Source organism: Burkholderia sp. MS455 (genome assembly GCF_016899445.1).
Lineage (GTDB): Bacteria > Pseudomonadota > Gammaproteobacteria > Burkholderiales > Burkholderiaceae > Burkholderia > Burkholderia pyrrocinia_C.
In genome coordinates this window covers 2,631,517-2,656,137 of the sequence record NZ_CP041779.1, presented here as the reverse complement: position 1 = coordinate 2,656,137, position 24,621 = coordinate 2,631,517, and the positions used below count along the sequence as shown (strand labels likewise).

Below are 24,621 nucleotides of genomic sequence, written 5' to 3'. Positions count from 1 at the left end.
ACGATGAGGCCACCTCGGGCTCGCAAGAAATCGTATGCGTACAGTCGATCGAGTGATGCTTGCCGCGCTTTGCCTTGGCCTCACCGCGTGCGGCGGCGGCGACAACAATGCCGCGCCGGCAACGCAGACGGTTGCGAGCACACCTACATCCGCCGCCGAGCCTGCCAGCGCGGCATCCGGCACGATGCCCTCGTCGACGAATCCCGTCAGCCCGGCGCCGGCGGCCAGTCCGGCCGGTACGACGCCCGGCGCGACGCTTTCACCCACCCCCGGCGCAAATCCTGTTCTCGTCGCTGACGTGACGGTCTTTCCGGCCGCCGACGGCAGCGATCAGGCCGACGCGATGCAAAGGGCATTCGACAGCCTGAAGGCCGGCCAGCGCCTGGTCATCGCGCCGGGCCGCTACGTCGTCGGGCATTCGCTCGCGGTGACCGTGCCCCAGGTGGTGATTTCCGGATACGGCGCGACGCTGGCTGCCACGAATCCGGCCGACCAGACCATCGTGATGAGCGGCGCCGGTTCGACGCTCGTGGGCGTGACGCTGGCCGGCACCGGCACGACGCGGCTCACGACGCCGGCTTCGACCAAGGTCGAGGTGACGGGCGCGGGCGTCCAGGTGCTTCGCGTGACGATAGACGGCGGCGCCAGTGGCGGGATCTTCGTGTTCGGCGGCAGCGGCGTCGCGATCGTCGGCAATACGATTCGTGCGACGCTTGCCGACGGCATCCATACGACCTACGGTTCGACCAACGTGCTCGTGCAGAACAATACGGTGACGGGTACCGGCGACGACCTGATCGCCGTCGTCAGCTATGTCGGCGACGGCCGCGTCAACAGCAATGTGCTGATCGACCATAACGCGGTGTCCGGCAACGCGTGGGGGCGCGGCATTTCGGTGGTCGGCGGCCAGGCCGTGACGATCTCGAACAACACGGTCGACGGCGTGCAGAAGGCGGCGGGCATCCTCGTTGCACAGGAGGACAGCTGGAAGACCTACGGCGTGTCGAACGTCGTGATCGCCGGCAATGTCGTGTCCAACATCCAGAATTCGAGTGTGAACAACGGATTGCAGCCGACGCAGCAGGCGGCGATCGAGCTCGACACGTGGACGGGAACGGTCGCGGACGTCGCGGTGACCGGCAACCGCGTGTCCGGCTCCGGTTATGCGGGTTTCCGGGCGTATGGAAACGTGTGCTCGTTCAGCGTGACGGGCAATACGTTCTCGTCGATCGCAGGCTCGCCGGTGTCGCTGTTGTCGAGCGGTTGTGCGGCGAGCCAGATCGTCGTCGACGCGAACCGGCTGGGCGACGGCAGCGTGCTGGCACGACCGTCAGGGTCGTCGGCGACGGGTGCGTTTACCGTGACGGGGGCGGATGTGAGTCTTATGCCGCAGGTGCGGACGGGAGTGATGTGAGGAGCGGGGGCGGGGTTCGGCGTGCGGACGGGTACGGTCGCCTGATGGCGTTCTGCGTGCGCGGTTCCGGCAGATCTCTCGGCTGTAAAGGGTCTTGCGGCGATATCCGACCATCGATGCCGACAGAAATGCCAACCGGCGACGGGGCATAGGCAGGGTAGGTCGAACGACGGCAACCGATCCGTTCCAGCGGTCATGGATTCACCATCGAAGGTAAACTTGTAGAGCTAACTACAACAAAGTAGCATTCAATACATGAATGCTATCTCTGCTTGGTCGATCCTCGTTCTGACCCTTCCCACCCAGAACGCTACGGCCCGCATGCGGGTCTGGCGCGCGCTCAAGGCGAAGGGCTGCGCCGTGCTGCGCGACGGCATCTACTTTCTGCCCTGCACGGAAGAGCATGAAGGGGCGCTGCGCGAACTCGCGGGCGTGATTGCCGAAAGCGGCGGCACCGCTCACCTGTTACGCGCGCCGAGTCTTGACGCGTCGCAGGAGCTGGAATTCCGAATGCTCTTCGATCGCGGAGAGGATTACGCCGCCTTCATCCAGACACTGACCGAAGCCCGCAAGACGCTTGCCGGACAGTCCGCCACGGAACTCACGCGCCTGCTTCGCCGCGTACGCAAGGATTTCGACGCTGTCAGGGCGATCGACTATTTCCCGGACGACGCGGCCACACGTGCCGAAGTCGCGCTGCAGGATTTCGTCGCGCTTGTCGACACCGTGCTGTCGCCGGGCGAGCCGCACGCCGCAGAGCGCGCCATACGCCTGCTCGCGATCGACGAGTACCAGGGCCGCAAGTGGGCGACGCGACAGCGCATGTGGGTCGATCGCGTCGCCAGCGCGTGGCTGATCCGCCGCTTCATCGACCCGCGTGCGCACTTCATCTGGCTCGCGTCGTCTTCCGATTGCCCGGCTGACGCGCTGGGCTTCGATTTCGATGGTGCTGCATTCACCCATGTCGGCGAACGCGTCACGTTCGAGGTGCTGCTCGCGAGTTTTGGGCTCGATCAGGATTCGGCACTGCTGCGGCTCGGGGAGATCGTGCATTCGCTCGATGTAGGCGGTCCCGCCGTGCCCGAGGCGATCGGCTTCGAGGCCGTGATGGCCGGCACGCGTCAACGCACGGAAAACGACGATCAGCTGCTGGAACAGATGAGTGCGGTGCTTGACTCGCTTTATGCGCATTTCGAGTCGAACGGAAAGAACGAAACCGGGGGACGGCCATGACCGCGACGGTGACGACAAACGCGCCAGGTTACTCGCTGGGCCAGCTGGTCGGATACATGTTGAGACTCGGTGCGCTGGGCTTCGGCGGCCCGGTGGCGCTCGCCGGATACATGCGCCGCGATCTCGTCGAACGGCGAGGGTGGATCACGGAAGCGGACTACAAGGAAGGCATCACACTCGCGCAGCTCGCGCCCGGGCCGATGGCTGCCCAGCTCGCGATCTATCTGGGGTTCGTCCACTATCGCCTCCTTGGTGCGACGCTCGTCGGATTCGCGTTCGTGCTGCCGTCGTTCCTGATGGTGCTCGCGCTCGGGTTTGCCTACTCGCACTTCGGCGGGCTGTCGTGGATGCAGGCGGTTTTCTATGGCGTCGGGGCTGCGGTGGTCGGCATCATCGCGATGAGCGCGTACAAGCTCACGACGAAAACCGTCGGCAACGACAAGCTGCTTTGGGCGATCTTCCTGACGCTCATGATCGTCACGTTCGTGACGGAATCGGAAATCGCGTGGCTCTTCATCGCCGCCGGGCTGATCGGCTGGCTGTGGCGCGCTCCGCCCAAATGGCTGAACAAGAGCGGGTTGAATGCGCTCGCCGGCGCCAATCTACCGGCGGCCAGCGGCATGCTGAGCGGCATCGATCTCCCGCAACTCGTACAGATCGGCGCGTTCTTCGCGAAAGCGGGTGCGTTCGTGTTCGGCTCCGGGCTCGCGATCGTGCCGTTCCTGTACGGCGGCGTCGTGACCGAGCATCACTGGCTCAACGACAAGCAGTTCGTCGACGCGGTCGCGGTCGCGATGATCACGCCCGGCCCGGTCGTGATCACGGTCGGCTTCATCGGATATCTGGTGGCGGGGCTGCCCGGCGCGATCGTCGCAGCGCTCGGTACGTTCCTGCCGTGCTATCTGTTCACGGTCATTCCCGCACCCTACGTGAAGAAGTACGGCCATCTGCCGAGCGTCAAGGCGTTCGTCGACGGCATCACGGCGGCTGCCGTCGGTGCGATTACGGGCTCCGTCCTCGTCATCGCGAAGCGCTCGATCGTCGACATTCCAACCGCTGTTCTCGCCATTGCAACCGTTCTGCTGTTGTGGCGTTTCAAGAAGCTGCAGGAACCGGTAATCGTCACTGCGGCGGCACTCTTCGGGCTGGTGGCCTACCCGTTGCTGCACCATTGATTTGCATGGTGCGGCGGCGATCAAGACGCACCGGACGACATTCGTTCGGTGGTGAGCGAGGAAGACGACCGACCGTGCGGTGGTGTCGGCGTACCCACTTCGCTAGACAGGAGAAGCGCCATGAAGTGGATTACGCGTGAACGACCGAAGATCGATCGCATCGCATGCCCATGGTTGATCGCCCGGTTTATCGACGACGCTCCGGAATTTCTCTACGTTCCGGGCGCGGACGTACTGCGATTGGCGGACGAAACGGGCGCGGTTCCCTACGACGTGCCAGGCGTCGAGCTTGGCCACCACGGCGAGCGTTGCAGCTTCGATGCGTTTCTCGACAAGTATCGACTGAATGACCCGGCGCTGCTCGAACTCGCCGCGATCGTGCGCGGCGCGGATACCGGACGGCTCGATCTCGCGCCGGAAGCCACCGGCCTGTACGCGATCTCGATCGGCCTTTCCACGAACTTCGCAGACGATCACGAGCAACTGCGGCACGGCATGGTGATGTACGACGCGCTCTACGCGTGGTGCCAGCGTGAGGCACGTGCCTAGCAGCCGGTTCGCGTCGTCGCTTGCCGGTCGGATGCTGCCGGCGGGAGCGGACCGGGCCGCATCGCTCATCCTCGCAAGCCGCGGCATGCGCGGTTTCTGCGATGGCTTCATTGCCGTGCTGCTGCCTGCGTATCTGCTGTCGCTCGGGTTTTCGCAACTGGACGTCGGCTTGATCAGCACCACGACGCTGATGGGCTCCGCGATCGCGACGATCGCAGTCGGCATGCTGGCGAGCCGCTTCACGCAGCGGCGCATGTTGACGCTCGCGGCGGCGTTGATGGCCGCAACGGGCATCGGCTTCGTGAGCTTCGCCACGTTGTGGCCGCTGCTCGTCGTCGCCTTCGTCGGCACGCTCAATCCGAGTTCGGGCGATGTCAGCCTGTTTCTGCCGCTCGAACAGTCGCGTCTGGCGGAAGCCGCCGGCGGCGACGTTCGCACTGCACTGTTTGCACGATACAGCCTCGTCGGGGCCTTATCGGCGGCGGTCGGTTCCCTGACGGCAGGACTGCCGATCTGGGTTGCGTCGCATACCGCAATCACGGCGCTCGGCGCGATGCGCGGCATGTTTCTCGTCTATGCGGTGACGGGCGTCATCGTCTTCATGCTGTATCGGCGATTGCCGCGCGCCGATGCCCGTGCGTCGAAGGCGGCGCCCCCGCTCGGCCCGTCGCGCCCCATTGTCGTGCGGCTTGCGATGCTGTTCAGCATCGATGCGTTCGCGGGCGGTCTCGTCGTCAACTCGTTGTTGTCGCTGTGGTTGATGCAGCGCTTCGGACTCTCGATCGCCGCTGCTGGCCAATTCTTCTTCTGGGCAGGCCTGCTCTCGGCCGGCTCGCAGCTTGCGGCCGCGCCGCTATCGCGCAGGATCGGCCTGCTGAACACCATGGTGTTCACGCATATCCCGTCGAGCGTCTGCCTGATTGGCGCCGCTTTCGCGCCGTCGCTGCCGCTTGCGTTAGCGCTGCTGCTGATGCGCAGCGCACTTTCGCAAATGGATGTGCCGACGCGAACCGCCTACGTGATGGCGGTCGTCACGCCTTCGGAGCGCCCGGCAGCTGCCAGCTTTACGTCTGTTCCGCGCAGCCTCGCAGCCGCTGTCGCACCGACGTTGGCCGGCGGCTTGTTCGGTCTTGGCTGGCTCGGTGCCCCGCTGGTCGTATGCGGCGCATTGAAGATCGCGTATGACCTGTCGCTGCTGGCGGCTTTTCGACAGGTCAAACCGGACGATGACCGGGCGCGGTAGTGCTGTCACGGTGGAACGACAAAGAAGCGAGGAGCCGTGCAAAGCGATGCATTGATGCGAAACCTGCGCGCTTCCTGTCAACCCATGTCGATGGAAGGCTCACGGTGTTTGTGCTGCGGGCGACGACGTCTCGGTACAAGCCGCAACCTGCTTTTTATCGTTCGCCTCAGCGACGGGGGAAGTGATTGCTTTCGATGTTGCAATGTCGCCAAGCCAAGCTAGCGGTACTTACGGTGACAATCCCGCCTTCAATCTCACGCGCCCATGCTTCAGCCGCCCCCTTGGTTCGGAATGTCTTTGCTATACTCTGTCCCCGCCGGCGGACTTGTGCCCGCCAGCGGTCGCCGATCTTCAGGATCGAAGCCATGAAATACCCCGTCTATGGACTGTAGCAATGCATCACCCATATACGCTGCTACAGAGTCGATTTGTAGCAGGCAGGGCGTTAAACTATGCTTCACTGCTCGTCATTTCGCGTCATTCGTAAACGGGCAAAAATCCTCGAAAGGCAAGCGGGACAAGGCTAAGAACCTGATTTACGAGGGTTCGATCCATCCCGCCCAAACTATCCGCTCCCCGTAGTTCAATGGATAGAACAAGCGCCTCCTAAGCGCTAGATACAGGTTCGATTCCTGTCGGGGGGACCAGCCATGCCCCAAACCATCCCCGAGATTCACAAGAAATCCCCCGCTCAAGCCCGTCTGGCGGGCCTCTAGCTCGCGAAGGCCAGCGCGGCCCCGTACAAATTCACGGACGGCGACGGAGATCCCGCAGCTCATGCGTGACATTGACGCCTACCAAGGCGACCTAGTCATCCGACTCCACTCCGCCTGATGGCACTCACCTTCATACGGACAACGGAAATAATCCGTGCGGAGTGGCCAGAGTTTGACGAGACCGCCGCAGAATGGCGCGTGCCGCCGGAACGCATGAAGATGCGCGACCCGCACATCGTGCCGCTGTCACGACAGGCGCTCGACGTGGCGCACGCCGAACGCAATCAAGTGACGGCGGCCTACGTCCACGCTGAATACCTGCCGGAACGACGGCGAATGATGCGGCATGGGGCGATCATCTAGATCGTCCGAAGGCAGGAGCAGAGGTCATTCATATCGCGTCAGCGCGCTAGCGCGCCAAGTCGCCCACGCCACTTGCCCGCTTCCCCTTACCGTAACAATGGAGGCGGATCGCTCTCTATCGTGGCGTTAGCCGCAGTGCCGCACGTCTCGCCCGTGACGATCTAGGGGCGGAGGAATGGAGTGGCCGCAACCGCCCACATTCCAAGAAGAACCAAGCACTCGATGGCGAACATTACTTGGTCGTATGTATTGCGAAGCGCTGAGCGCTTCGCATAAATGAGGTAAATCAATGTAAAGAGCGGTGTCGCGACCCACGTAGCAGCGGTGAATCCAAGGAAGTTCATGCTGCCTTCGGCAAAGATGCCGCTATGAAAGCCGCCGACCTCCACATACCAGTAAGCAAATCCGATCCACGGAAGCCACAATCCGATGAAAGTCGCGATGGCGAGTTTGATCGCGCCTGATGAAGGTCCAGAGTCAGCGTTCTCGATATCTTTGGTTTCGTTCATAGTGCCGTTAGTTCGCTGGATGATGCTCGGCGGTTTTTTGCCGAGCGGCCGTAGCCTCGGCAGCCCGGGAATTGTTCGGGACTGGATTCCCTTACCGCAGTGGGATGATATCGAGATTCAGTCACGGTTCGCATTTCGCCAAACAATGCTGTCACTCGCAGCCAGCCTGAACGACCATCCGGATATTCGGCGGGTGTTCGCCGGGTTTCATATCGAAATCGTGCCGATCCAGTACACCGTGGGCGGCGGAAGGGCAGCCGAGCGAAACGAGCTGATTATCTTCAGTTGGGATGACGCGGCACAGCCCGTGGGACTGTGCTGATTCGATAAGAAAAGCGACCTGCCGTCGAGAGGGGCGGCAGGTCGAATTACTGCTTGGGCCGACTACTGCGTATGGAAGGACCGGACGTTAATAATCCTTCCGCCGCGAAAGATACGGCAAAGCCCGGACGCCAGCATGTCAATTTTGGTTAAAAGCGTCTCGTTCGGCGCGCCACCCACGTGTCGTTTTCCTGTTCTCGCCGCCGAATTTGATATCCTCCGACCAGAAATCGGCGGTTCGCCCGTCTCGACACGCGGCCCGATCGCCTGAATCAATACGAATTCAACAAAGATCGAGAGGGCGGTCGTGTCTTTAAGTGAAACAATAAGTAACTTTGCGTCGGGGATGGTCGATTGGAACAAGCGCTCGGTGGCGCTGAATTTCGGTCGGCTGCAAAGTAGCTTGGGGCGCTTGCTTGCGCTTCAGCACGCAAACGTTCGCGAAGGGCTGATGACCGGCATTCACGGGCACCTGACCTGCGTATCGACGCGCCACGATCTTTCGCCGAAGTTGTTTATTGGCGTGCCCGTCTCGTTGCGGCTCGTTACTGATCGCGGTCAACTCCACTTCGTCAATGCGATCGTTCAGGACGTCCAGATCGGTCAGAGCGATGGCGAATTGTGCGTTTGCCAGCTCACGGTGTGCGACGCCCTGTCGCTGATGGACAAGCGCACCAATTCCCGCGTATTCCGTTCCCGGAGCGTTGTCGACATTCTCGCTACGTTGTTCAACGAATGGCGGCAGCGCAGCCCCGCGCTCGCTCGCGCGTTCGAGTTCGATCTGTCTGGCCTGAGTCGCGATCGTTACCCGGCGCGCGAGCTGACCCGGCAAGTCAACGAGTCGGACGCCAAGTTCGTGCGTCGCCTGTTGCGCCGTGAAGGCATTACGGTTTTCGCGAAGGCCGGGCCGGTCAAGTCGTCTAACAACGCTCACGACGATACGCCTGTACATACGTTGGTGTGCTGTGACGATCCCGCGTCGTTGCCGGAGGCACCCGCCGGCACGGTGCGCCTGCATCCCCGCGATGCCGGCACCGAGGAGCGCGACACGGTCACGTTGTTCGCGCTGCATGCGCGGCTTGTGCCGGGTGCGGCCAGCCGACCGTCGTGGGACTACAAGAAGGCGCGCGTCGACGAATCGACGGTTGCCGCCAGCGTTGATCAGGGCGAGGCCGGCAACGACCTGGCGCGACTGCTGACCGACGTTGCGATCGACATCCCGCATGCCGGCGACTCGTGGGCCGATCATGAGCGTTTGACGCGCGCGCGGATGCTCGCGCATCAGTTCGAGGCCGAGCGCTACGACGGCGTGAGCAGTGTGCGCGATCTGGCTGTCGGTGCGTGGATCACGCTGGCGGGCGATCCCGAATGGGACATGCAGCCGACCGATAAGCGACAGTTCGTGATCACGTCGATTAGTCACGAGGTTTGGAACAACCTCCCGAAAGGACTCACCGAACGCGTGATGGAGCTGTTCGCGGCAAGCCGACATCTTGCGAACTCGTCGCCGTCGAAACCGCCTGCGCAATCGGGCGAACCGGACACGCGCTACGAGAACACCTTCACGTGCGTGCGTCGCAGAGTGCCGCTCACGCCGGCCTACGATCCTGCCATCGACTTGCCGCCGGTGCCGCTGATGACCGGCACGATCGTGACGCGGGACGGCGAAGAGGTGATCTGCGACGAAATGGGGCGAGTCTACGTGCGGATTCACGGCCTCGATCCCGTGGATCATGCGCACGCGCAGGGAGCGGGCACGAACGACAATGTCGGCGACAGCGCGCCGATCCGGGTTGCGTCGAGTCTTGCGGGCACGCAGTTCGGTGCGTCGTTTCTGCCGCGTGTCGGAATGGAAGTCTTGCTTGGCAGTATCGCGGGTGATCCAGATCGGTTGGTGATCCTCTGCGTACTTGGGAACGGTGCGAATCCGCCGGCCGCATTCACGCATACCGGTTCGCAGCCGGGCAACCGCTATGTGTCGGGGATCAAGACTAAAGAGATAAAGGGCAGGCGTTATAACCAGCTCCGACTCGACGATACGCCGTCGCAGATAAGCGCCCAATTAGCCAGCGAACACGCCCATAGTCAATTAAACCTCGGGTATCTGACGCAACCGCGCAACGACGGCGTTGGTCAGGATCGCGGGGAGGGGGCCGAACTGCGCACCGACGCAGCGGCAGCGCTGCGGGCGGCGCAGGGCATTTTGTTGACCACCTATGCGCGCTCGCAGGCGAGCGGCGGACAGCTCGATCGCGACGAGTTGCTGCAGTTGCTTGGTGAATGCACGGAACTGTTCAAGTCGCTCGGTGATTACGCAGGACAGCACGGCGGACAGGCTACCGATGCGGCGGGTCAACAGGCCATTGCGCAGGCGTTCAAGGAGTGGACGCCCGGCAACGGCAAGCCGGGTTCAGATAGTCCCGCTGGCGCCGGTACGGGTGGTTCGAAGGCCCTGATGGCGTTCGGCGCACAGGCGGGCTCGCTGAACATCACACCGAAGACGCACGTCACGTACGCAGGGGAGAACATTGATCAGGTTGCACAGAACCATTTGCAGTTGACGAGCGGCCAGCGTATCAACATGCATGGTGGTCGTGGTGTTGCGATGTTCGCGCACAGCGACGGCGTATCGGCAGTCGCGAATCACGGCAAAGTGACTTTGCAGAGCCAGAACGACGACACGGAGATCGATTCCGCGAAGAACATTCAGTTTACGGCGGCCGACGGAAAGATCACCGGTATGGCGAACGATCAGGTGGTCTTCACGACGTCGGGTGGGGCCTACCTGAAGCTGCACGGCAGCGACATCGAGCTCGGGTGCCCGGGCAAGTTCACCGTGAAGTCCGCCGGCCATTCGTGGCAGGGCCCAGCGAGCATGAGTACGGACATGCCGAAGTTCGATCATGCACCGCTCGGTCGCGTGCCGAAGCTCGTGCGAGCCTCCGACGGCAATCCGATCGAAGGTTACGTTGGCGAGGTTCACAACGCTTCCGGTGAAATCGCGAACGGCCAGACGGACGGCGCGGGAACGATGGCTCCGATCGATCACAACCAGTTCGAACAGGTGGTCGTGAAATTCTTCAAGAAAGACGAATAAACCAGAGATAGGGTACTGGTCATGCCAACATCACAACGCACTCCAGCAGCAACCGCCAAGGGTACGGTGCTGCCGAACAAGAAGACGGAACTCGTTGCTGTCAAACCAATGCCGCTGCCCGGCGTCGTGATTTTCGTGCACGGCGTCAACTCTGAGGGCGAGTGGTTCGGCCCGGCCGAAGAGGGGCTCTGCAGAGGGTTGAACCGGCGCCTTGGACGGCTCGACGATCAGATGATGTTCAAAGGACCGGAAGGTGGACAACTCACCCCGGCTAAGTACATCAAGTTCCTGACGAAGGACGGCTTCATCAATCCGAAGATGACGCCGCAAACCTACGTGCAACCCGCCCCTTCGTGGTCACCGGTCATCCATTTCCGCTGGGGACACAAGGCGAATAAAGAAGAACTGCAGGAGTTTGGCGGCAACATTTTTCTTAATGAACAAAACTACTGGGGTGGTGGGCCGTTTGCAAATGGGTGCTCAAGTCTTCCGGATTTGTGGAACGTCGGGGTCAACGATCGACTGTTCCTGTGGCTGTCGGTCCAGGATTTGAATCCAGTTGACGCCCGCATGGTGTACTCGACACCAAACCGTCAATACGGGGTGATGGCTGCACTGCGTCTCGCAAAATTGATCGAGTCGATCAGAAAAAAGCAAGCGGATTGTCCAATCACCGTGGTTTGTCATAGTCAAGGCAACATAGTCGGGCTCACAGCAGCGTTTCTGGGCGACCAATTGCCGGATGTGAAGGATGGTCAGGGGAAGTCCGGCCGTTGCGTCGCCGACGCCTATGTATTGGCAAACGCGCCGTACAGCTTGGTTGCCAGCAACGTGCCCGATTCCTGGACTCAACGCCGCGCAAAGGATGCAGAGGGTCGACGCGGCCGCGAGACATGGGAAGCTCGGGTCCACACCCTGTCGAACTTCTTCGACATCATCCGCGCGCGTGCAGCCCTCGAACCTACACCGGGCGATATCGATCCAGAGATGTCAAACGTGTGCAAGTCGTCGAAGGGCAAGCCGTACACGGCTGCGGCGGATCGCGAGGCCCACGGGCTTCAGGTTTGGGGTAAGACGTCAATGGGGCCGACGGGTTACGGAAACACGTTCCGCACATATGGCCGCGTCACGCTCTACTGCTGCCCGCATGATCAAGTAATCTCGGCGACAACGGGAGCTAATGTCAAATGTGGTGTACGACAGTCGAGCAGCATGATCAAGCGGCAAGCGGTTGAGCAGGAGCCGGTGTGCTCTCGGTCACCGGTGTTCCGTCCTTGAAGGGCACGCCGTTCAAGATCTGTTCGATTTTGTCGACACCGCGAATGCGGCGCCATGATTCCTCTGCTGCTTCGATGAGCTTGAAGGCCATGCCGAGGAAGGTCGCGCGCGACAGACAGTTTCGCGTGCGGGTCGTGCGGTGGCGGACCGTCGCGAAGGTCGACTCGATCGGATTCGTCGTGCGCACATGCTGCCAGTGCTCGGCCGGGAAGTCGTAAAACGCGAGCAGCTCGTCGCGATCCTTCGTGACCTTCTCGACAGCTTTCGGATATTTGGCCGTATAGGTCGCGACGAACTGATCGTAGGCGACGATCGCATCGGCGCGCGTCGCGGCGTTCCAGATCTCCGCGAGCGCGGCCTTGGCCTTGCCCTGCTGCGACTTCGGCAACGCGTTGAGCACGTTGCCGATCTTGTGAAACCAGCAGCGCTGGTGCCGCGTCTGCGGGAACACTTCCTCGAGTGCCGCCCACAAGCCCATCGCGCCGTCGCCGACGGCTAGCAGTGGGCCGGCTTGTAGACCGCGAGCCTTCAGATCGAGCAGTAGCTCGACCCACGAATCCTTCGACTCGCGGTAGCCGTCGGCGAGCGCGACGCGTTCCTTGCTGCCGTCTGGCTTCACGCCGATGATCACCAGCAGACATTGCCCGTCGGAATCCTCGCTGCGCGCCCCAGTATGAATGCCGTCGGCCCACCAGTAGACCCAGCGGGCCGCCGACAAGTCCCGATTGTTCCATTGCGCGAATTCGTCCGCCCAGATCGCTTTGAGACGAATGACGGTATTTGCCGACAGGCCTTTCGCCTGGTCGCCGAGCAATACGCTGAGCGCTTCGCTCATGTCGCCGGTCGAGACGCCGCGCAGATACAGCCACGGCAGCGCCGACGACACACGCGGCGACTTGCGCACGTAGGGCGGCACGATCTCCGAGTTGAACTTTACCCCCGAGCCCGAGCGATCGCGGACCTTCGGCACCTGGACCGTTACCGGTCCGATTGCCGTGACAACGTCTCGCTCAGGCAGATAGCCGTTGCGCACGATCGCCCGCCGGCCGTCCAGCGTCTTCACGTTCGAATATTGCTCGAGCAATGCCTTCAATTCCGCCTCGATCGCTTGCTGGATAATCTGCCGCGCGCCTTGCTGGATCAACTCGTCCAGGCCGACGGGCCCCTTGAATTCTGTTTCCGTTGCTTGACTGTCGTTCGCTTCCCGATTACGTTTCGCCATGGTGGTGGATTGGTTGCTGGGTTCGTTACCTTGGAAAGCAACATTCTCCTGCAATCGCCACCGCCTCCCGCCGATTCCGCTCCACACCGCCGTACACCACTTCCGACATTAGCTCCGACAACGGTGCAGGGGATCGGCTGGCGTGGCTTGACCGCCTACGAGATAGAAGTCACAGGCGGTGCTGATTGCTTCACGCAGCGGGTGTTCGCTTCGGGCTACCTTGTAGGCCAGAAGCCCGGCGAACTTTACGATTACACGAAGAATGACTGGCGCTACAAGAAAGGGAAGACGCAAGGCTTCTGGTATCCCCCATCGCCCGAGGCACGATTCTCGATCGTCAAGTCATTGCAGAACCGAACGACTCTTCACGACATGTGGGGGATCTGGCAGATGCGAGGTATCGGCTCGCTCGTCAACCTCGCACGACCGGCGGTCAATGCGACTCCACCAGACTGGTGGGCAATTCCGATCGACGCTCCAAAGCTTGATCACCCGTTCACCCCTGTGGCAATGAAATTTGGAAGTCCGATCGCACCCGTCCATGACGGCCCTGCAGCAACCAGCCTCTTTAACGAGGGCAATGACCCGGTCGCGGCCGCTCGCGATAAAAACAAGGCTGCTGCTGACAAAAAGCCCGGAGACGCGATCGACAACTACAAGGGCACGACGCCGCTAGGCAACGAGGATAGCGAAGCAGATATGCGGTACGAAATGCACGCGGTTGTGCGACAGACCGTCCGCCAACGTGAGCAAGGAAATGGCGCGCTCATTGACGCGGATGGTAATGTGACCTCGGAGCAACCCGGTTCCAATGCTGACGGCAAGGCGAGGCAGTATTCGTCGTCCACCGTGACAGCCTATCTCGGGGCGACGGAGAAGAACAATCCGACGAACCATTCGACGATCATGACCAACGCGATGCACGCGATGCACGCGGAGCACGCTCTCGCCTACGACGTCGCAATCGGCGTGTGCAAACTGACACCGGAAGATTGGAAGGATTTGCGTATCGAGGCGGACTGGCGCTTCGGTGAAGGTATGGACAAATCTAATCCACACCGGAAGTACGCGTCGTATTTCTCAAAAGGAAAGATGAGTGGTTTGTTTCTATCAGACTGGGTTAAGGCCGATGCAGACGCGCATATGCCGAAGAAGATCGCTGACGAGCGAGATGGCGGGATGATCCTCGGTGCGACGCACGCCCTATGAATACACTACTCTCGATTTGGCCGCGACGTACTGGCGTCGCGCTTGCCATTCTGCTCTTGTCTGTCGCAGTAGCGGCCACGTGGACGTATTATGCTCAGCAGGCTGCGCCGCAGCCGCTCTCGGTTGAGGAATGGATGAAACGATTGATTGTGTTGCCGCTCCTAGTTGTGGTCGCCGTATTGGCGCTCTGGGCGGGACTTCGGAAATCCGGCGTAGAAAAGGCTGCGGCGACAACGGCCGGCACAGCGACAAGTGTTGCAGCAGCAACTGCCGCCCCTGACCAACCGTTCCGCGCACAAGTCGTCGGACTGGCGTGGCTAAACCCGCTCCAGCGTCGCGACTATCCGACCGAATGGCAATTGCTTTGGACAATGGGCCTCGTCGGACCCAATGAGCACGATGACATGGTGAAGGAGGATCCGAAGAGCTTCACGACCGTTCAACCGGTTGCGGGTGTTGCGTATGGCAACGATGGGCGCGAGACGTTCGACGGATTTTACGAAAAATATGTCGATAAGCTGCTCAGCTTGTTTGCTGAGATTTACGTGATGAGCCCGGTGTATTTTTACAATGTGCACTCGAAGGATCGAAAAGGCTGGCGGGAACTCGCAGGTACGCATATTGAATTCTCGATCCCTGAGAAACAGCTCAATCCGGAAGAGTCACGTAAATATCTCGTCGACCAGTTTGTCGACTACTACGAGATAGGGAATAAAGCTGCACCGAGTCTGTGGAGCAGCGACACCCCCCCTGATGTCCATATCACGCCTGGCGGCCCAAACGCAGGCTTTACTTCGCTGAATCGCGCGCTCGATTACCTGCAAACGCATCCCGATCGGAGCGTTTGGGTGATGAACTGGGACGCACCGAGCTTCCCGCCGAAGGACAACCAGATGAATGAGAACATGGTGCTGCTCGTTCTGACCGGGCCCGACTTCAAGACGGAGCGTGAACCTCTCGCATGGATCGGGCGCGCCGCTGTCGGCAACCTTGCTGACTTCGAGAAGAAGTCCGGCACGACGCGCGCGGTTCAGGCATGGAAATCGACCATCGAGCAGGCTGCCCACAATGCAGGTGTTGTGACGACGGACCTGCATTATGTGGTCCACGACGCGGGCAAGGGGAGCGACGCTGCGTCCGCTCGCCTTGGTGCGTTGTCGCAGACGTTGACCGAAGTGCTGCCGGAATATGACTACAAGAAGCAGACGTTCAACACGCCGGCGCTCCTCGGCGAGATGGGTGCCGGTACCGCGTTGACGGACGTCGCCCTGGCGATCGGTCGCGCAAACCATCTCGGTGGCAACACACTCGTGGTCGGTACCACAGACGCGGAACACCCTACCGCAGTTGTCGTGGTGCCGCCGGCGAAGGTGAATCCCGTCGATCCAAAGAAACCGTGGTTCCGCGCTGCTGGCGAAGGCAATGCTTATCTGCCGTGGTGGGGCAAGCGCCACGATGTCGATTACAGTCAGTACGGGCAGGGCTATAGCTTCTAGGGATAATGATGTCGTGCGGCGGTGTTCGATGTGAGCGCTGCGCCGGCTGTGTACCGTCTGCGCTTGTCTTGGAGGATCCATGGAACTTGGGGCGTACAAACCTTCTCGCCATCTTCAAATATTGGCGTGGGGAGGTGGGATGCTTGTCGCGGGAGTCGGCCTTTTTTCTATCCTTATTGTGTTTCTGGCCATTGGTGCATTTGACCAATGGCATATTCAAAGCGACGCCCAGATAGGTTTTGTTCTGTCCGTGCCGGTTCTTATCGTTGCAGCTGGACTTATCCTGATCATCATTGGTTTGGTCAAAGGATTCAGAGCGCGCAAATGAACCGGTATGACCACGGTGCGCGGATTGTCTTTGTGTTGGGAAGTCGACGAGATTGTGCGGTAGTGTCTGTATCGATTTTGAATCAGGAGCAGGAGCTTCCATGCGCGGCATTGTTCGGGTAGGGGACGTTCACAGTCACGGTGGACGAGTCGAGTCGGGTGCCCCCAATAGCGAGGTTATGGGGCGCGCGGTCGCGCGAATCGGTGACCGCTGCACCTGTCCGATTCATGGCGAATGCGTGATCGTCGAAGGTGACGCAGACTTTGAGGTAGACGGTGGCTTTGCGTCGTTCGATGGCCACAAGACTTCGTGTGGGGCTTCGCTGATCTCCTCGGTTCCAGGATCTGGGCGTGGGTAGCAACGAAATGGACGGTGCTCAGAAGCTTGAAAGCCCGCTGCGAGCGGGCTTTTTTGTGTGCTACAGATTTGCTACAGCACGCGGCGGGAGCCGTGCTGGATAAGCCTTGCACTTCTCATTCCACCCCCTGAACTACGGGGAGAGCCATGTCCGGCCGATCGCGCGAAAAACGCGAACCGGACGGCGATGTGGACAGCGCGCAGAGTATAGCAAACGCGCGGCGCCTCGGCGGGCGGATTGCACGCCGACGCGCGTATCGCGCGGTCTGCCGCGATCAGAAATCGACGACGACGAAATCTTCCTTGCCCACGTCGCACAGCGGGCACCGCCAGTCGGCGGGAATGTCGGCAAAACGGGTGCCGGGTGCGATGCCCTCGTCGGGCAGCCCTTCCGCTTCGTTGTAGACCCACCCGCAAATCAGGCAGACCCAGCTCTGGTATTCGGTTACTTCGCTCATGTAGCGCTCGGAATAATGGAAACTCGATGATGCCGTCCGCAGCCTCGCCGGCGGACGAAAGGCGCAATGTTACCGGAATTTCGCCGAACGCCTGCGCAACGTCGTTTTAAACGTACGCATCGCGAACATTGGGTGTCATCGCGTGCGGCGGGCTTGCAGTGTATGCTTCGTGGGCCTGTCAATCTGAAGGAGGAAACGATGCTCAACAGAAAGTGGATCGCGGGTGCGGTTTGTGTCGCGGCGCTGGCCGTGTCGACGCTCGCGCGCGCCGAAGCACGCGTGTTCTTTGTCGAGCCGCAGGACGGCGCGACGGTGTCCAGCCCCGTGCATGTGAAGTTCGGTCTCGAAGGCGTGGCGCTCAAGCCGGCCGGCGACATGACGCCGAATACGGGCCACCATCACCTGCTGATCGACGGCAAGCCGGTGCCGAAGGGCGACGTGATCCCGGCGTCCGACCATTCTCTGCATTTCGGCAAGGGCCAGACCGAAACCGATGTGAAGCTGCCGCCCGGCCCGCACACGCTGACGCTGCAGCTCGGCGACGGTGCGCACCGTTCGTACGGTCCCGAAATGAGTTCGACGATCACGGTCAACGTGAAGTAACCGCGCATCCCGCGCGGGCGCCCGATGCGCCATCCGCGGGATGGCCGGCCGACCGGCCGCGGGCATCGGGCCGGCATTCGCCCGTGCATCCGGTCGCGCGCAATCCGCGGCCGGCATCCGGCACCGGAAACCGGAAACCGGCCGCAAGCCATACATGGCAACGCTCCATCGCACCGCGTCGACGCGGTTCGAGTGCCGCTCGCAGGGCTAGTCCGTCCGGCCATACCGGTTGCGGCGTCCGCGACCGGTACAATGGGCGCTTCCGATTCCTCTCTCTCCGCCGTCTCCCCATGTCGCTCTATTCCATTACCGGCGCGCAGCTTGCGTTCGGTCACGTCGCGTTGCTCGATCACGCGGATTTCTCGCTGGAAGCCGGCGAGCGCGTCGGCCTGATCGGCCGCAACGGCGCGGGCAAGTCGTCGCTGCTGAAGATCGTCGCCGGCCTCGCGAAGCCCGACGACGGGCTGGTCACGCGCCAGCAGGAACTGGTGACCGTCTACGTGCCGCAGGAGCCCGAATTCGAGCCGGGCGCGACGGTGTTCGATGCGGTCGCGTCGGGGCTCACGCACACGCGCGAACTGCTCGAAGAATACGATTCGATCGCGCACCGCCTCGCGGATATACCGGAAGGCGCAGAGCACGATGCGCTGCTCGCGCGGATGAACGCGCTGCAATCGTCGCTCGACGCGCACGACGCATGGAGCTGGCGCACGCGCGTGTCGATGACGCTCGCGCAGATCGGCCTGCCGGACGGCGACGCGAGCGTCGACGCGCTGTCGGGCGGGATGCAGAAGCGCGTCGCGCTGGCGCGCGCGCTGGTGCTGCAGCCCGACGTGCTGCTGCTCGACGAACCGACCAATCACCTCGACTTCGACGGCATCCGCTGGCTGGAAGAGCTGCTCGTCGCGCAGCGCGCGGGCCTGCTGTTCATCACGCACGATCGCGCGTTCCTCGACCGCGTCGCGACGCGCATCGTCGAGCTCGACCGCGGCCGGCTGCTGTCGTACCCGGGCAATTTCTCCGCGTACCAGACCCGCAAGGCTCAGCAGCTCGAAGTCGAGCGCGTGGAAAACGACAAGTTCGACAAGCTGCTCGCGCAGGAAGAGGTGTGGATCCGCAAGGGCGTCGAGGCGCGCCGCACGCGCAGCGTCGGTCGCGTCGCGCGGCTCGAGCAGATGCGTCACGAGCGCGCGGAGCGCCGCAATTCGCAGGGCAACGTAAGGCTCGACGTCGCGCAGGGCGAGAAGTCCGGCAAGATCGTCGCGGAGCTGACCGACGTGACGAAGCGCTACGGCGGCCGTACGGTCGTCGACCGCTTCTCGACGACGGTCATGCGCGGCGACAAGATCGGCTTCGTCGGCCCGAACGGCGCGGGCAAGACCACGCTGCTCAAGCTGATCCTCGGCGAGCTGAAGCCCGACGAAGGCACGGTGCGCACCGGCACGAACCTTCAGGTCGCGTATTTCGACCAGATGCGCGCGCAGCTCGACCAGGAGAAGAGCCTCGCGGATACCATCAGCCCCGGCAGCGAATGGGTCGAGATCGGCGGCGTGCGCAAGCACGTGATGAGCTATCTCGGCGACTTCCTGTTCGCGCCGGAACGCGCGCGTTCGCCGGTGAAGTCGCTGTCGGGCGGCGAGCGCAACCGGCTGCTGCTCGCGCGCCTGTTCGCGCGTCCGGCCAACGTGCTGGTGCTCGATGAACCGACCAACGACCTCGACATCCCGACGCTCGAACTGCTCGAAGAGTTGCTGGCCGACTACGACGGCACGGTGCTGCTCGTCAGCCACGATCGCGCGTTCCTCGACAACGTCGTGACGTCGGTGATCGCGGCCGAAGGCGACGGCAAGTGGCGCGAATACGTCGGCGGCTTCACCGACTGGCAGATCCAGAGCGAGCGCTCGGAGCAGCTCGCGCAGCAGGAAGCCGCGAAGCGCGCGGTCAAGGAGGCGGCGCCCGTCAAGGAAGAGCCGGCGAAGAGCGCCGCGGGCCGCAATGCGCAGCGCACGGTGAAGCTGTCGTTCAACGAGCAGCGCGAACTCGATTCGCTGCCGGAGAAGATCGCCGCGCTCGAAGAAGAGCAGAAGACGATCAATGCGCAGCTCGAGGACGGCTCGATTTTCGCGAAGGATCCGCAGGAAGGCACGCGCCTGACCGAGCGGTTCGCGGCGATCGACGACGAATTGCTCGCCTCGCTCGAACGGTGGGAAACGCTCGAGGCGAAGCGCAAGCCGGCATAACGCGCGTCGCGCGTCGCGCGCCGCGCGGCCGGCGATGGCCGCGCGATGATCTCGCGATTGGCATGCCACGTGGAACCAGTAAAATACCGCGCGTCCCGGGTAGCGCAGCACGCCGCGCGCCCGCTTTCGGAGCAGTCCAAGCACACCGTTGTTTCGATTCGCTTTTTTACGGAACTCAACGTTTTGTCCACGACGTTATCCACACGAGGTGTGGACAACGTCCCGATGAATGACGAAATTCAGCGCCTATGTCAACGAAGAAACCCAGCGCGGCCTATAGCGAAGCATCGATCAAGGTGCTCAAGGGTCTCGAGCCGGTCAAGCAGCGGCCCGGCATGTACACCCGTACCGAGAATCCGCTGCACATCATCCAGGAAGTCATCGACAACGCGTCCGACGAGGCACTCGGCGGCTACGGCAAGCAGATCACGGTCACGCTGCACACCGACCAGTCGGTGTCGGTCGAGGACGACGGCCGCGGCATCCCGTTCGGCATGCACCCCGAAGAAGGCGTGCCGGTCGTCGAGATCGTGTTCACGCGCCTGCATGCGGGCGGCAAGTTCGACAAGGCCGCGGGCGGCGCGTATACGTTCTCGGGCGGCCTGCACGGCGTCGGCGTGTCGGTGACGAACGCGCTCGCGACGCGCCTCGACGTAACGGTCTGGCGCGACGGCAAGATCGCCGAACTCGGCTTCGCCGACGGCGACGTCGTGAAGCCGCTGACGACGCAGGGCGCGGGCCGGGGCGAGAAGAAATCCGGCACGCGCGTACAGGTGTGGCCGAACCCGAAATACTTCGATTCGCCGAACCTGCCGCTCGGCGAACTGCAGCGCCTGCTGCGCTCGAAGGCCGTGCTGCTGCCGGGCGTCGAGGTCGTGCTCGTCAACGAAAAGACCGGCGAGCGCCAGACGTGGAAGTACGAGGACGGCCTGCGCGGCTACCTGCTCGACGAAATGAACGGCAGCGAGCTGCTGATCCCGCTGTTCGAAGGCGAGCGTTTCGCCGATTCGCGTTCGGGCGACGATACGTTCGCCGAGGGCGAGGGCGCGTCGTGGGTCGTCGCCTGGAGCGAGGAAGGCTCGCTCGTGCGCGAGTCGTACGTGAACCTGATCCCGACGCCGGCAGGCGGCACGCACGAGTCGGGGCTGCGCGACGGTCTCTATCAGGCGGTGAAAAGCTTCGTCGAGCTGCACAATCTGCAGCCGAAGGGCGTGAAGCTGCTCGCCGAAGACGTGTTCGCGCGCGTGTCGTTCGTGCTGTCCGCGAAGGTGCTCGATCCGCAGTTCCAGGGGCAGATCAAGGAACGCCTGAACAGCCGCGACGCGGTGAAGCTCGTGTCGTCGTTCTCGCGCCCCGCGCTCGAACTGTGGCTGAACCAGCACGTCGAGCACGGCAAGAAGCTTGCCGAACTCGTGATCAAGCAGGCGCAGGCGCGCACGCGCGCGGGCCAGAAGGTCGAGAAGCGCAAGAGCTCGGGCGTCGCGGTGCTGCCCGGCAAGCTGACCGACTGCGAGACCGAGGATATCGAGCGCAACGAGCTGTTCCTCGTCGAGGGCGATTCGGCGGGCGGCTCCGCGAAGATGGGCCGCGACAAGGAGTACCAGGCGATCCTGCCGCTGCGCGGCAAGGTGCTGAATACCTGGGAAACCGAGCGCGACCGCCTGTTCGCGAACAACGAAGTGCACGACATCTCGGTTGCGATCGGCGTCGATCCGCACAGCCCGGACGACACCATCGACCTGTCGAATCTGCGCTACGGCAAGATCTGCATCCTGTCGGACGCGGACGTCGACGGCTCGCACATCCAGGTGCTGCTGCTCACGCTGTTCTTCAAGCATTTCCCGCAACTGATCGAGCGCGGCCACGTGTATGTCGCACGGCCGCCGCTGTTCCGCGTCGACGCGCCCGCGCGCGGCAAGAAGCCCGCGCAGAAGCTCTATGCGCTCGACGACGGCGAGCTGGAAGCGATCCTCGACAAGCTGCGCAAGGACGGCGCGCGCGAGACGCAGTGGAGCATCAGCCGCTTCAAGGGGCTTGGCGAAATGAGCGCCGAGCAGCTTTGGGACACGACGATGAACCCCGACACGCGCCGCCTGATGCCGATCAAGCTCGGCGAGCTCGACTTCGACGCGACCGTCGCGCGGATGACGATGCTGATGGGCAAGGGCGAGGCAGCCGCGCGGCGCGGCTGGCTCGAGGAAAAGGGCAACGACGTCGAAGCGGATATCTAGCCCCCTGCGCGCGGCCGGGCATGACGCCCGGCCCGGCCTCACGCCACTTACGAATACGGAATTCAGATGGACGACAACACTTCCGATCTCTTTGCCAGCCCCGACGCGCCCGAGAGCGACGCGTTGACGCTCGGCAACTACGCGGAGCAGGCGTATCTCAGCTACGCGGTCAGCGTCGTGAAGAGCCGCGCGCTGCCCGACGTGTGCGACGGCCAGAAGCCGGTGCAGCGCCGGATTCTGTTCGCGATGAACGAAATGGGCCTCGGCCCGGACGCGAAGCCGGTGAAGTCGGCGCGCGTGGTCGGCGACGTGCTCGGTAAATACCACCCGCACGGCGACCAGTCGGCATACGACGCGCTCGTGCGTCTCGCGCAGGATTTCTCGCTGCGCTACCCGCTGATCGACGGGCAGGGCAACTTCGGCTCGCGCGACGGCGACGGCGCGGCGGCAATGCGTTACACCGAAGCGCGGCTCACGCCGATCGCGAAGCTGCTGCTCGACGAGATCGACCAGGGCACGGTCGACTTCATGCCGAACTACGACGGCTCGTTCGACGAACCGAAGACGCTGCCGAGCCGCATGCCGTTCGTGCTGCTGAACGGCGCGTCGGGCATCGCGGTCGGCCTCGCGACGGAAATCCCGTCGCACAACCTGCGCGAAGTGGCGGCCGCGGCGGTTGCACTGATCCGCAATCCGAAGCTTTCGCACGCGGAGCTGATGAACCTGATCCCCGGCCCGGACTTCCCGGGCGGCGGCCAGATCATTTCGAGCGACACGGAAATCGCGGCGGCCTACGAAACGGGCCGCGGCAGCCTGAAGGTGCGCGCGCGCTGGAAGATCGAGGATCTCGCGCGTGGCCAGTGGCAGCTCGTCGTGACCGAGCTGCCGCCGAGCACGTCGGGCCAGAAGGTGCTCGAGGAAATCGAGGAACTGACCAACCCGAAGCTCAAGCTCGGCAAGAAGACGCTGACGCCTGAACAGCTCAACACGAAGAAGGCGATGCTCGACCTGCTCGACGCGGTGCGCGACGAGTCGGGCAAGGAAGCGGCGGTGCGGCTCGTGTTCGAGCCGAAGTCGCGCACGATCGATCAGACGGAATTCGTGAACACGCTGCTCGCGTACACGAGTCTCGAATCGAACGCGACGCTGAACCTCGTGATGATCGGCGCCGACGGCCGGCCGGGCCAGAAGGGCCTGCTGACGATCCTCGACGAATGGGTGAAGTTCCGCCAGCTGACGATGACGCGGCGCACGCGCCATCGTCTCGCGAAGGTCGACGACCGCATCCATATCCTCGAAGGGCGGATGATCGTCTTCCTGAACATCGACGAGGTGATCCGCATCATCCGCGAGTCGGACGAGCCGAAGGCTGCGCTGATGAACGCGTTCGGCCTCTCCGAGCGGCAGGCCGAGGACATTCTCGAAATCCGGCTGCGCCAGCTCGCGCGGCTCGAGAAGATCAAGATCGAGAAGGAACTCGAAGCGCTGCGCGACGAGAAGGCGAAGCTCGAGGAACTGCTCGCGAACGAAAGCGCGATGAAGCGGCTGATGATCAAGGAGATCGAGGCCGACGCGAAGCAGTACGGCGACGAGCGCCGCACGCTGATCCAGCAGGAAAAGCGCGCGACGTTCGAGGCGAAGGTGGTCGACGAGCCGGTGACGGTCGTCGTGTCGCAGAAGGGCTGGGTACGCGCGCTGAAGGGCCACGGGCTCGACCCGGCCGGCTTCACGTTCAAGGCCGGCGACCATCTGTATGCGGCGTTCCAGTGCCGCACGCCCGATCGCCTGATCGCATGGGGCAGCAGCGGCCGCGTGTATTCGGTCGACGTGTCGGTGCTGCCGGGCGGGCGCGGTGACGGCGTGCCGGTCACGTCGCTGATCGAGCTCGAATCGGGTTCGCACCTGATGCACTACTATGCGGCGCCGGCCGACCAGCAACTGCTGCTCGCATCGAGCAACGGCTTCGGCTTCCTTGCGAAGGTCGGCGACATGGTGAGCCGCGTGAAGGCCGGCAAGTCGTTCATGACGATCGACACGGGCGCGGTGCCGCTCGCGCCGATGCCCGTGCTGCCGAACGCGACGCAGGTCGCGTGCCTGTCGAGCGGCGGCCGGCTGCTCGTGTTCGGGATGGACGAGATGAAGACGCTGTCCGGCGGCGGCCGCGGCGTGATCCTGATGGCGCTCGACGACAAGGAAACGCTCGTGCAGGCGCTCGCGATCGATCCGGCGGGCGTCGTGCTGATCGGCACCGGCCGCGGCGGCAAGGCGCAGGACGACACGCTGTCGTATGCGGGGCTCGCGCCGCATATCGGCAAGCGCGCACGCAAGGGCCGCGCGCCGGACACGAAGCTCAAGGTCGTCAACGAGTTGCGTCCGCTGCTCGGCTGACACCGCGCGCGATCGTCCGGTTCGGCCGCGATCGAAGGCCGCACCTCCGCTTCGGCGGACGTGCGGCCTTTTCTTTGGGACCGCGGATGCGGGTGATTCGGGTAAGCAAGCGTGGCGCTGTCACGCGGAACTTGCAAAATATTGTCAAATCGCGCCTGGGGCCTGAACCGCGCGGCGACAGGCCGGTCGAA

The 24,621-nt window shown here is 62.9% G+C and carries 17 protein-coding genes, 1 tRNA gene and 3 pseudogenes; 18 read left to right on the top strand and 3 right to left on the bottom strand.

Annotated features, from left to right (window positions below; all coding sequences use genetic code 11):
* Window positions 1–55 precede the first annotated feature (55 nt).
* From FPJ27_RS31330 to FPJ27_RS31300, 7 genes and pseudogenes are all read left to right on the top strand, one after another.
* The gene (locus tag FPJ27_RS31330) at window positions 56–1,414 is read left to right on the top strand and encodes a right-handed parallel beta-helix repeat-containing protein (RefSeq protein ID WP_239483337.1); all 1,359 of its coding nucleotides are present in this window, start codon (window positions 56–58) and stop codon (window positions 1,412–1,414) included.
* Between the two features lie 255 nt (window positions 1,415–1,669).
* Window positions 1,670–2,647, top strand: coding sequence for a chromate resistance protein ChrB domain-containing protein (locus FPJ27_RS31325; protein ID WP_204424060.1), 978 nt, complete (start codon window positions 1,670–1,672; stop codon window positions 2,645–2,647).
* Window positions 2,644–3,822 carry a chromate transporter gene (locus FPJ27_RS31320; RefSeq protein ID WP_204424057.1) on the top strand — a complete coding sequence of 393 codons (1,179 nt, stop codon included), beginning with the start codon at window positions 2,644–2,646 and terminating at the stop codon, window positions 3,820–3,822. The genes FPJ27_RS31325 and FPJ27_RS31320 overlap by 4 nt, the downstream gene beginning before the upstream one ends.
* Before the next feature lie 120 nt (window positions 3,823–3,942).
* Window positions 3,943–4,371: a chromate resistance protein ChrB domain-containing protein gene (locus FPJ27_RS31315; protein ID WP_204426379.1), complete on the top strand. Its 429-nt coding sequence runs from the start codon at window positions 3,943–3,945 to the stop codon at window positions 4,369–4,371.
* Window positions 4,372–4,456: 85 nt separating this feature from the next.
* Entirely contained in the window at window positions 4,457–5,614 is a 1,158-nt protein-coding gene (locus tag FPJ27_RS31310; RefSeq protein ID WP_239483398.1) for an MFS transporter, read from the top strand.
* Between the two features lie 572 nt (window positions 5,615–6,186).
* Window positions 6,187–6,261 (top strand) — tRNA-Arg (locus FPJ27_RS31305).
* A 109-nt stretch (window positions 6,262–6,370) separates the two neighbouring features.
* A pseudogene (locus FPJ27_RS31300) lies at window positions 6,371–6,743 on the top strand (tyrosine-type recombinase/integrase); the annotation flags it as partial.
* A gap of 111 nt (window positions 6,744–6,854) precedes the next feature.
* On the opposite strand, the gene FPJ27_RS31295 reads toward FPJ27_RS31300, so the two are convergent.
* On the bottom strand, window positions 6,855–7,202 hold the full coding sequence (locus FPJ27_RS31295; protein WP_204424052.1) for a hypothetical protein: 348 nt from the start codon (window positions 7,200–7,202) through the stop codon (window positions 6,855–6,857).
* Window positions 7,203–7,365: 163 nt separating this feature from the next.
* On the opposite strand from FPJ27_RS31295, the pseudogene FPJ27_RS31290 reads away from it, so the two are divergent.
* From FPJ27_RS31290 to FPJ27_RS31280, 3 genes and pseudogenes are all read left to right on the top strand, one after another.
* Window positions 7,366–7,524: pseudogene (locus tag FPJ27_RS31290) on the top strand (DNA adenine methylase); the annotation flags it as partial.
* 345 nt (window positions 7,525–7,869) lie between these two features.
* Window positions 7,870–10,620: a type VI secretion system Vgr family protein gene (locus tag FPJ27_RS31285; protein ID WP_204424050.1), complete on the top strand. Its 2,751-nt coding sequence runs from the start codon at window positions 7,870–7,872 to the stop codon at window positions 10,618–10,620.
* A gap of 21 nt (window positions 10,621–10,641) precedes the next feature.
* Window positions 10,642–11,793, top strand: a pseudogene (locus FPJ27_RS31280) (hypothetical protein); the annotation flags it as partial.
* A gap of 43 nt (window positions 11,794–11,836) precedes the next feature.
* On the opposite strand, the gene FPJ27_RS31275 reads toward FPJ27_RS31280, so the two are convergent.
* The gene (locus FPJ27_RS31275) at window positions 11,837–13,120 is read right to left on the bottom strand and encodes an IS256 family transposase (RefSeq protein ID WP_204420906.1); all 1,284 of its coding nucleotides are present in this window, start codon (window positions 13,118–13,120) and stop codon (window positions 11,837–11,839) included.
* Between the two features lie 147 nt (window positions 13,121–13,267).
* Here FPJ27_RS31275 and FPJ27_RS31270 point away from each other — a divergent pair, with 147 nt between their 5' ends.
* From FPJ27_RS31270 to FPJ27_RS31255, 4 genes are all read left to right on the top strand, one after another.
* A complete protein-coding gene (locus FPJ27_RS31270; protein WP_204424045.1) occupies window positions 13,268–14,329 on the top strand; it encodes a hypothetical protein in 1,062 nt (353 codons plus the stop codon).
* Complete coding sequence (locus FPJ27_RS31265; RefSeq protein WP_204424042.1) at window positions 14,326–15,825, top strand: virulence factor; 1,500 nt, start codon at window positions 14,326–14,328, stop codon at window positions 15,823–15,825. Before FPJ27_RS31270 ends, FPJ27_RS31265 begins: the two co-directional genes overlap by 4 nt.
* A 79-nt stretch (window positions 15,826–15,904) precedes the next feature.
* Entirely contained in the window at window positions 15,905–16,153 is a 249-nt protein-coding gene (locus FPJ27_RS31260; protein ID WP_204424040.1) for a hypothetical protein, read from the top strand.
* A 100-nt stretch (window positions 16,154–16,253) separates the two neighbouring features.
* Complete coding sequence (locus FPJ27_RS31255; protein ID WP_204424038.1) at window positions 16,254–16,511, top strand: PAAR domain-containing protein; 258 nt, start codon at window positions 16,254–16,256, stop codon at window positions 16,509–16,511.
* Window positions 16,512–16,785: 274 nt separating this feature from the next.
* On the opposite strand, the gene FPJ27_RS31250 is transcribed toward FPJ27_RS31255, so the two are convergent.
* Window positions 16,786–16,968: a rubredoxin gene (locus tag FPJ27_RS31250; RefSeq protein ID WP_006398668.1), complete on the bottom strand. Its 183-nt coding sequence runs from the start codon at window positions 16,966–16,968 to the stop codon at window positions 16,786–16,788.
* A 198-nt stretch (window positions 16,969–17,166) separates the two neighbouring features.
* On the opposite strand from FPJ27_RS31250, the gene FPJ27_RS31245 reads away from it, so the two are divergent.
* From FPJ27_RS31245 to parC, 4 genes are all read left to right on the top strand, one after another.
* Window positions 17,167–17,571 (top strand): DUF4399 domain-containing protein, encoded by a 405-nt coding sequence (locus FPJ27_RS31245; RefSeq protein ID WP_204424036.1) that lies wholly within the window; start codon window positions 17,167–17,169, stop codon window positions 17,569–17,571.
* A 290-nt stretch (window positions 17,572–17,861) separates the two neighbouring features.
* A complete protein-coding gene (locus FPJ27_RS31240) occupies window positions 17,862–19,811 on the top strand; it encodes an ATP-binding cassette domain-containing protein (RefSeq protein WP_072440845.1) in 1,950 nt (649 codons plus the stop codon).
* Between the two features lie 248 nt (window positions 19,812–20,059).
* Complete coding sequence (gene parE, locus FPJ27_RS31235) at window positions 20,060–22,042, top strand: DNA topoisomerase IV subunit B (protein ID WP_072440843.1); 1,983 nt, start codon at window positions 20,060–20,062, stop codon at window positions 22,040–22,042.
* 66 nt (window positions 22,043–22,108) lie between these two features.
* Window positions 22,109–24,430 (top strand): DNA topoisomerase IV subunit A, encoded by a 2,322-nt coding sequence (gene parC, locus FPJ27_RS31230; RefSeq protein ID WP_204424034.1) that lies wholly within the window; start codon window positions 22,109–22,111, stop codon window positions 24,428–24,430.
* The last annotated feature ends 191 nt before the right edge of the window (window positions 24,431–24,621 follow it).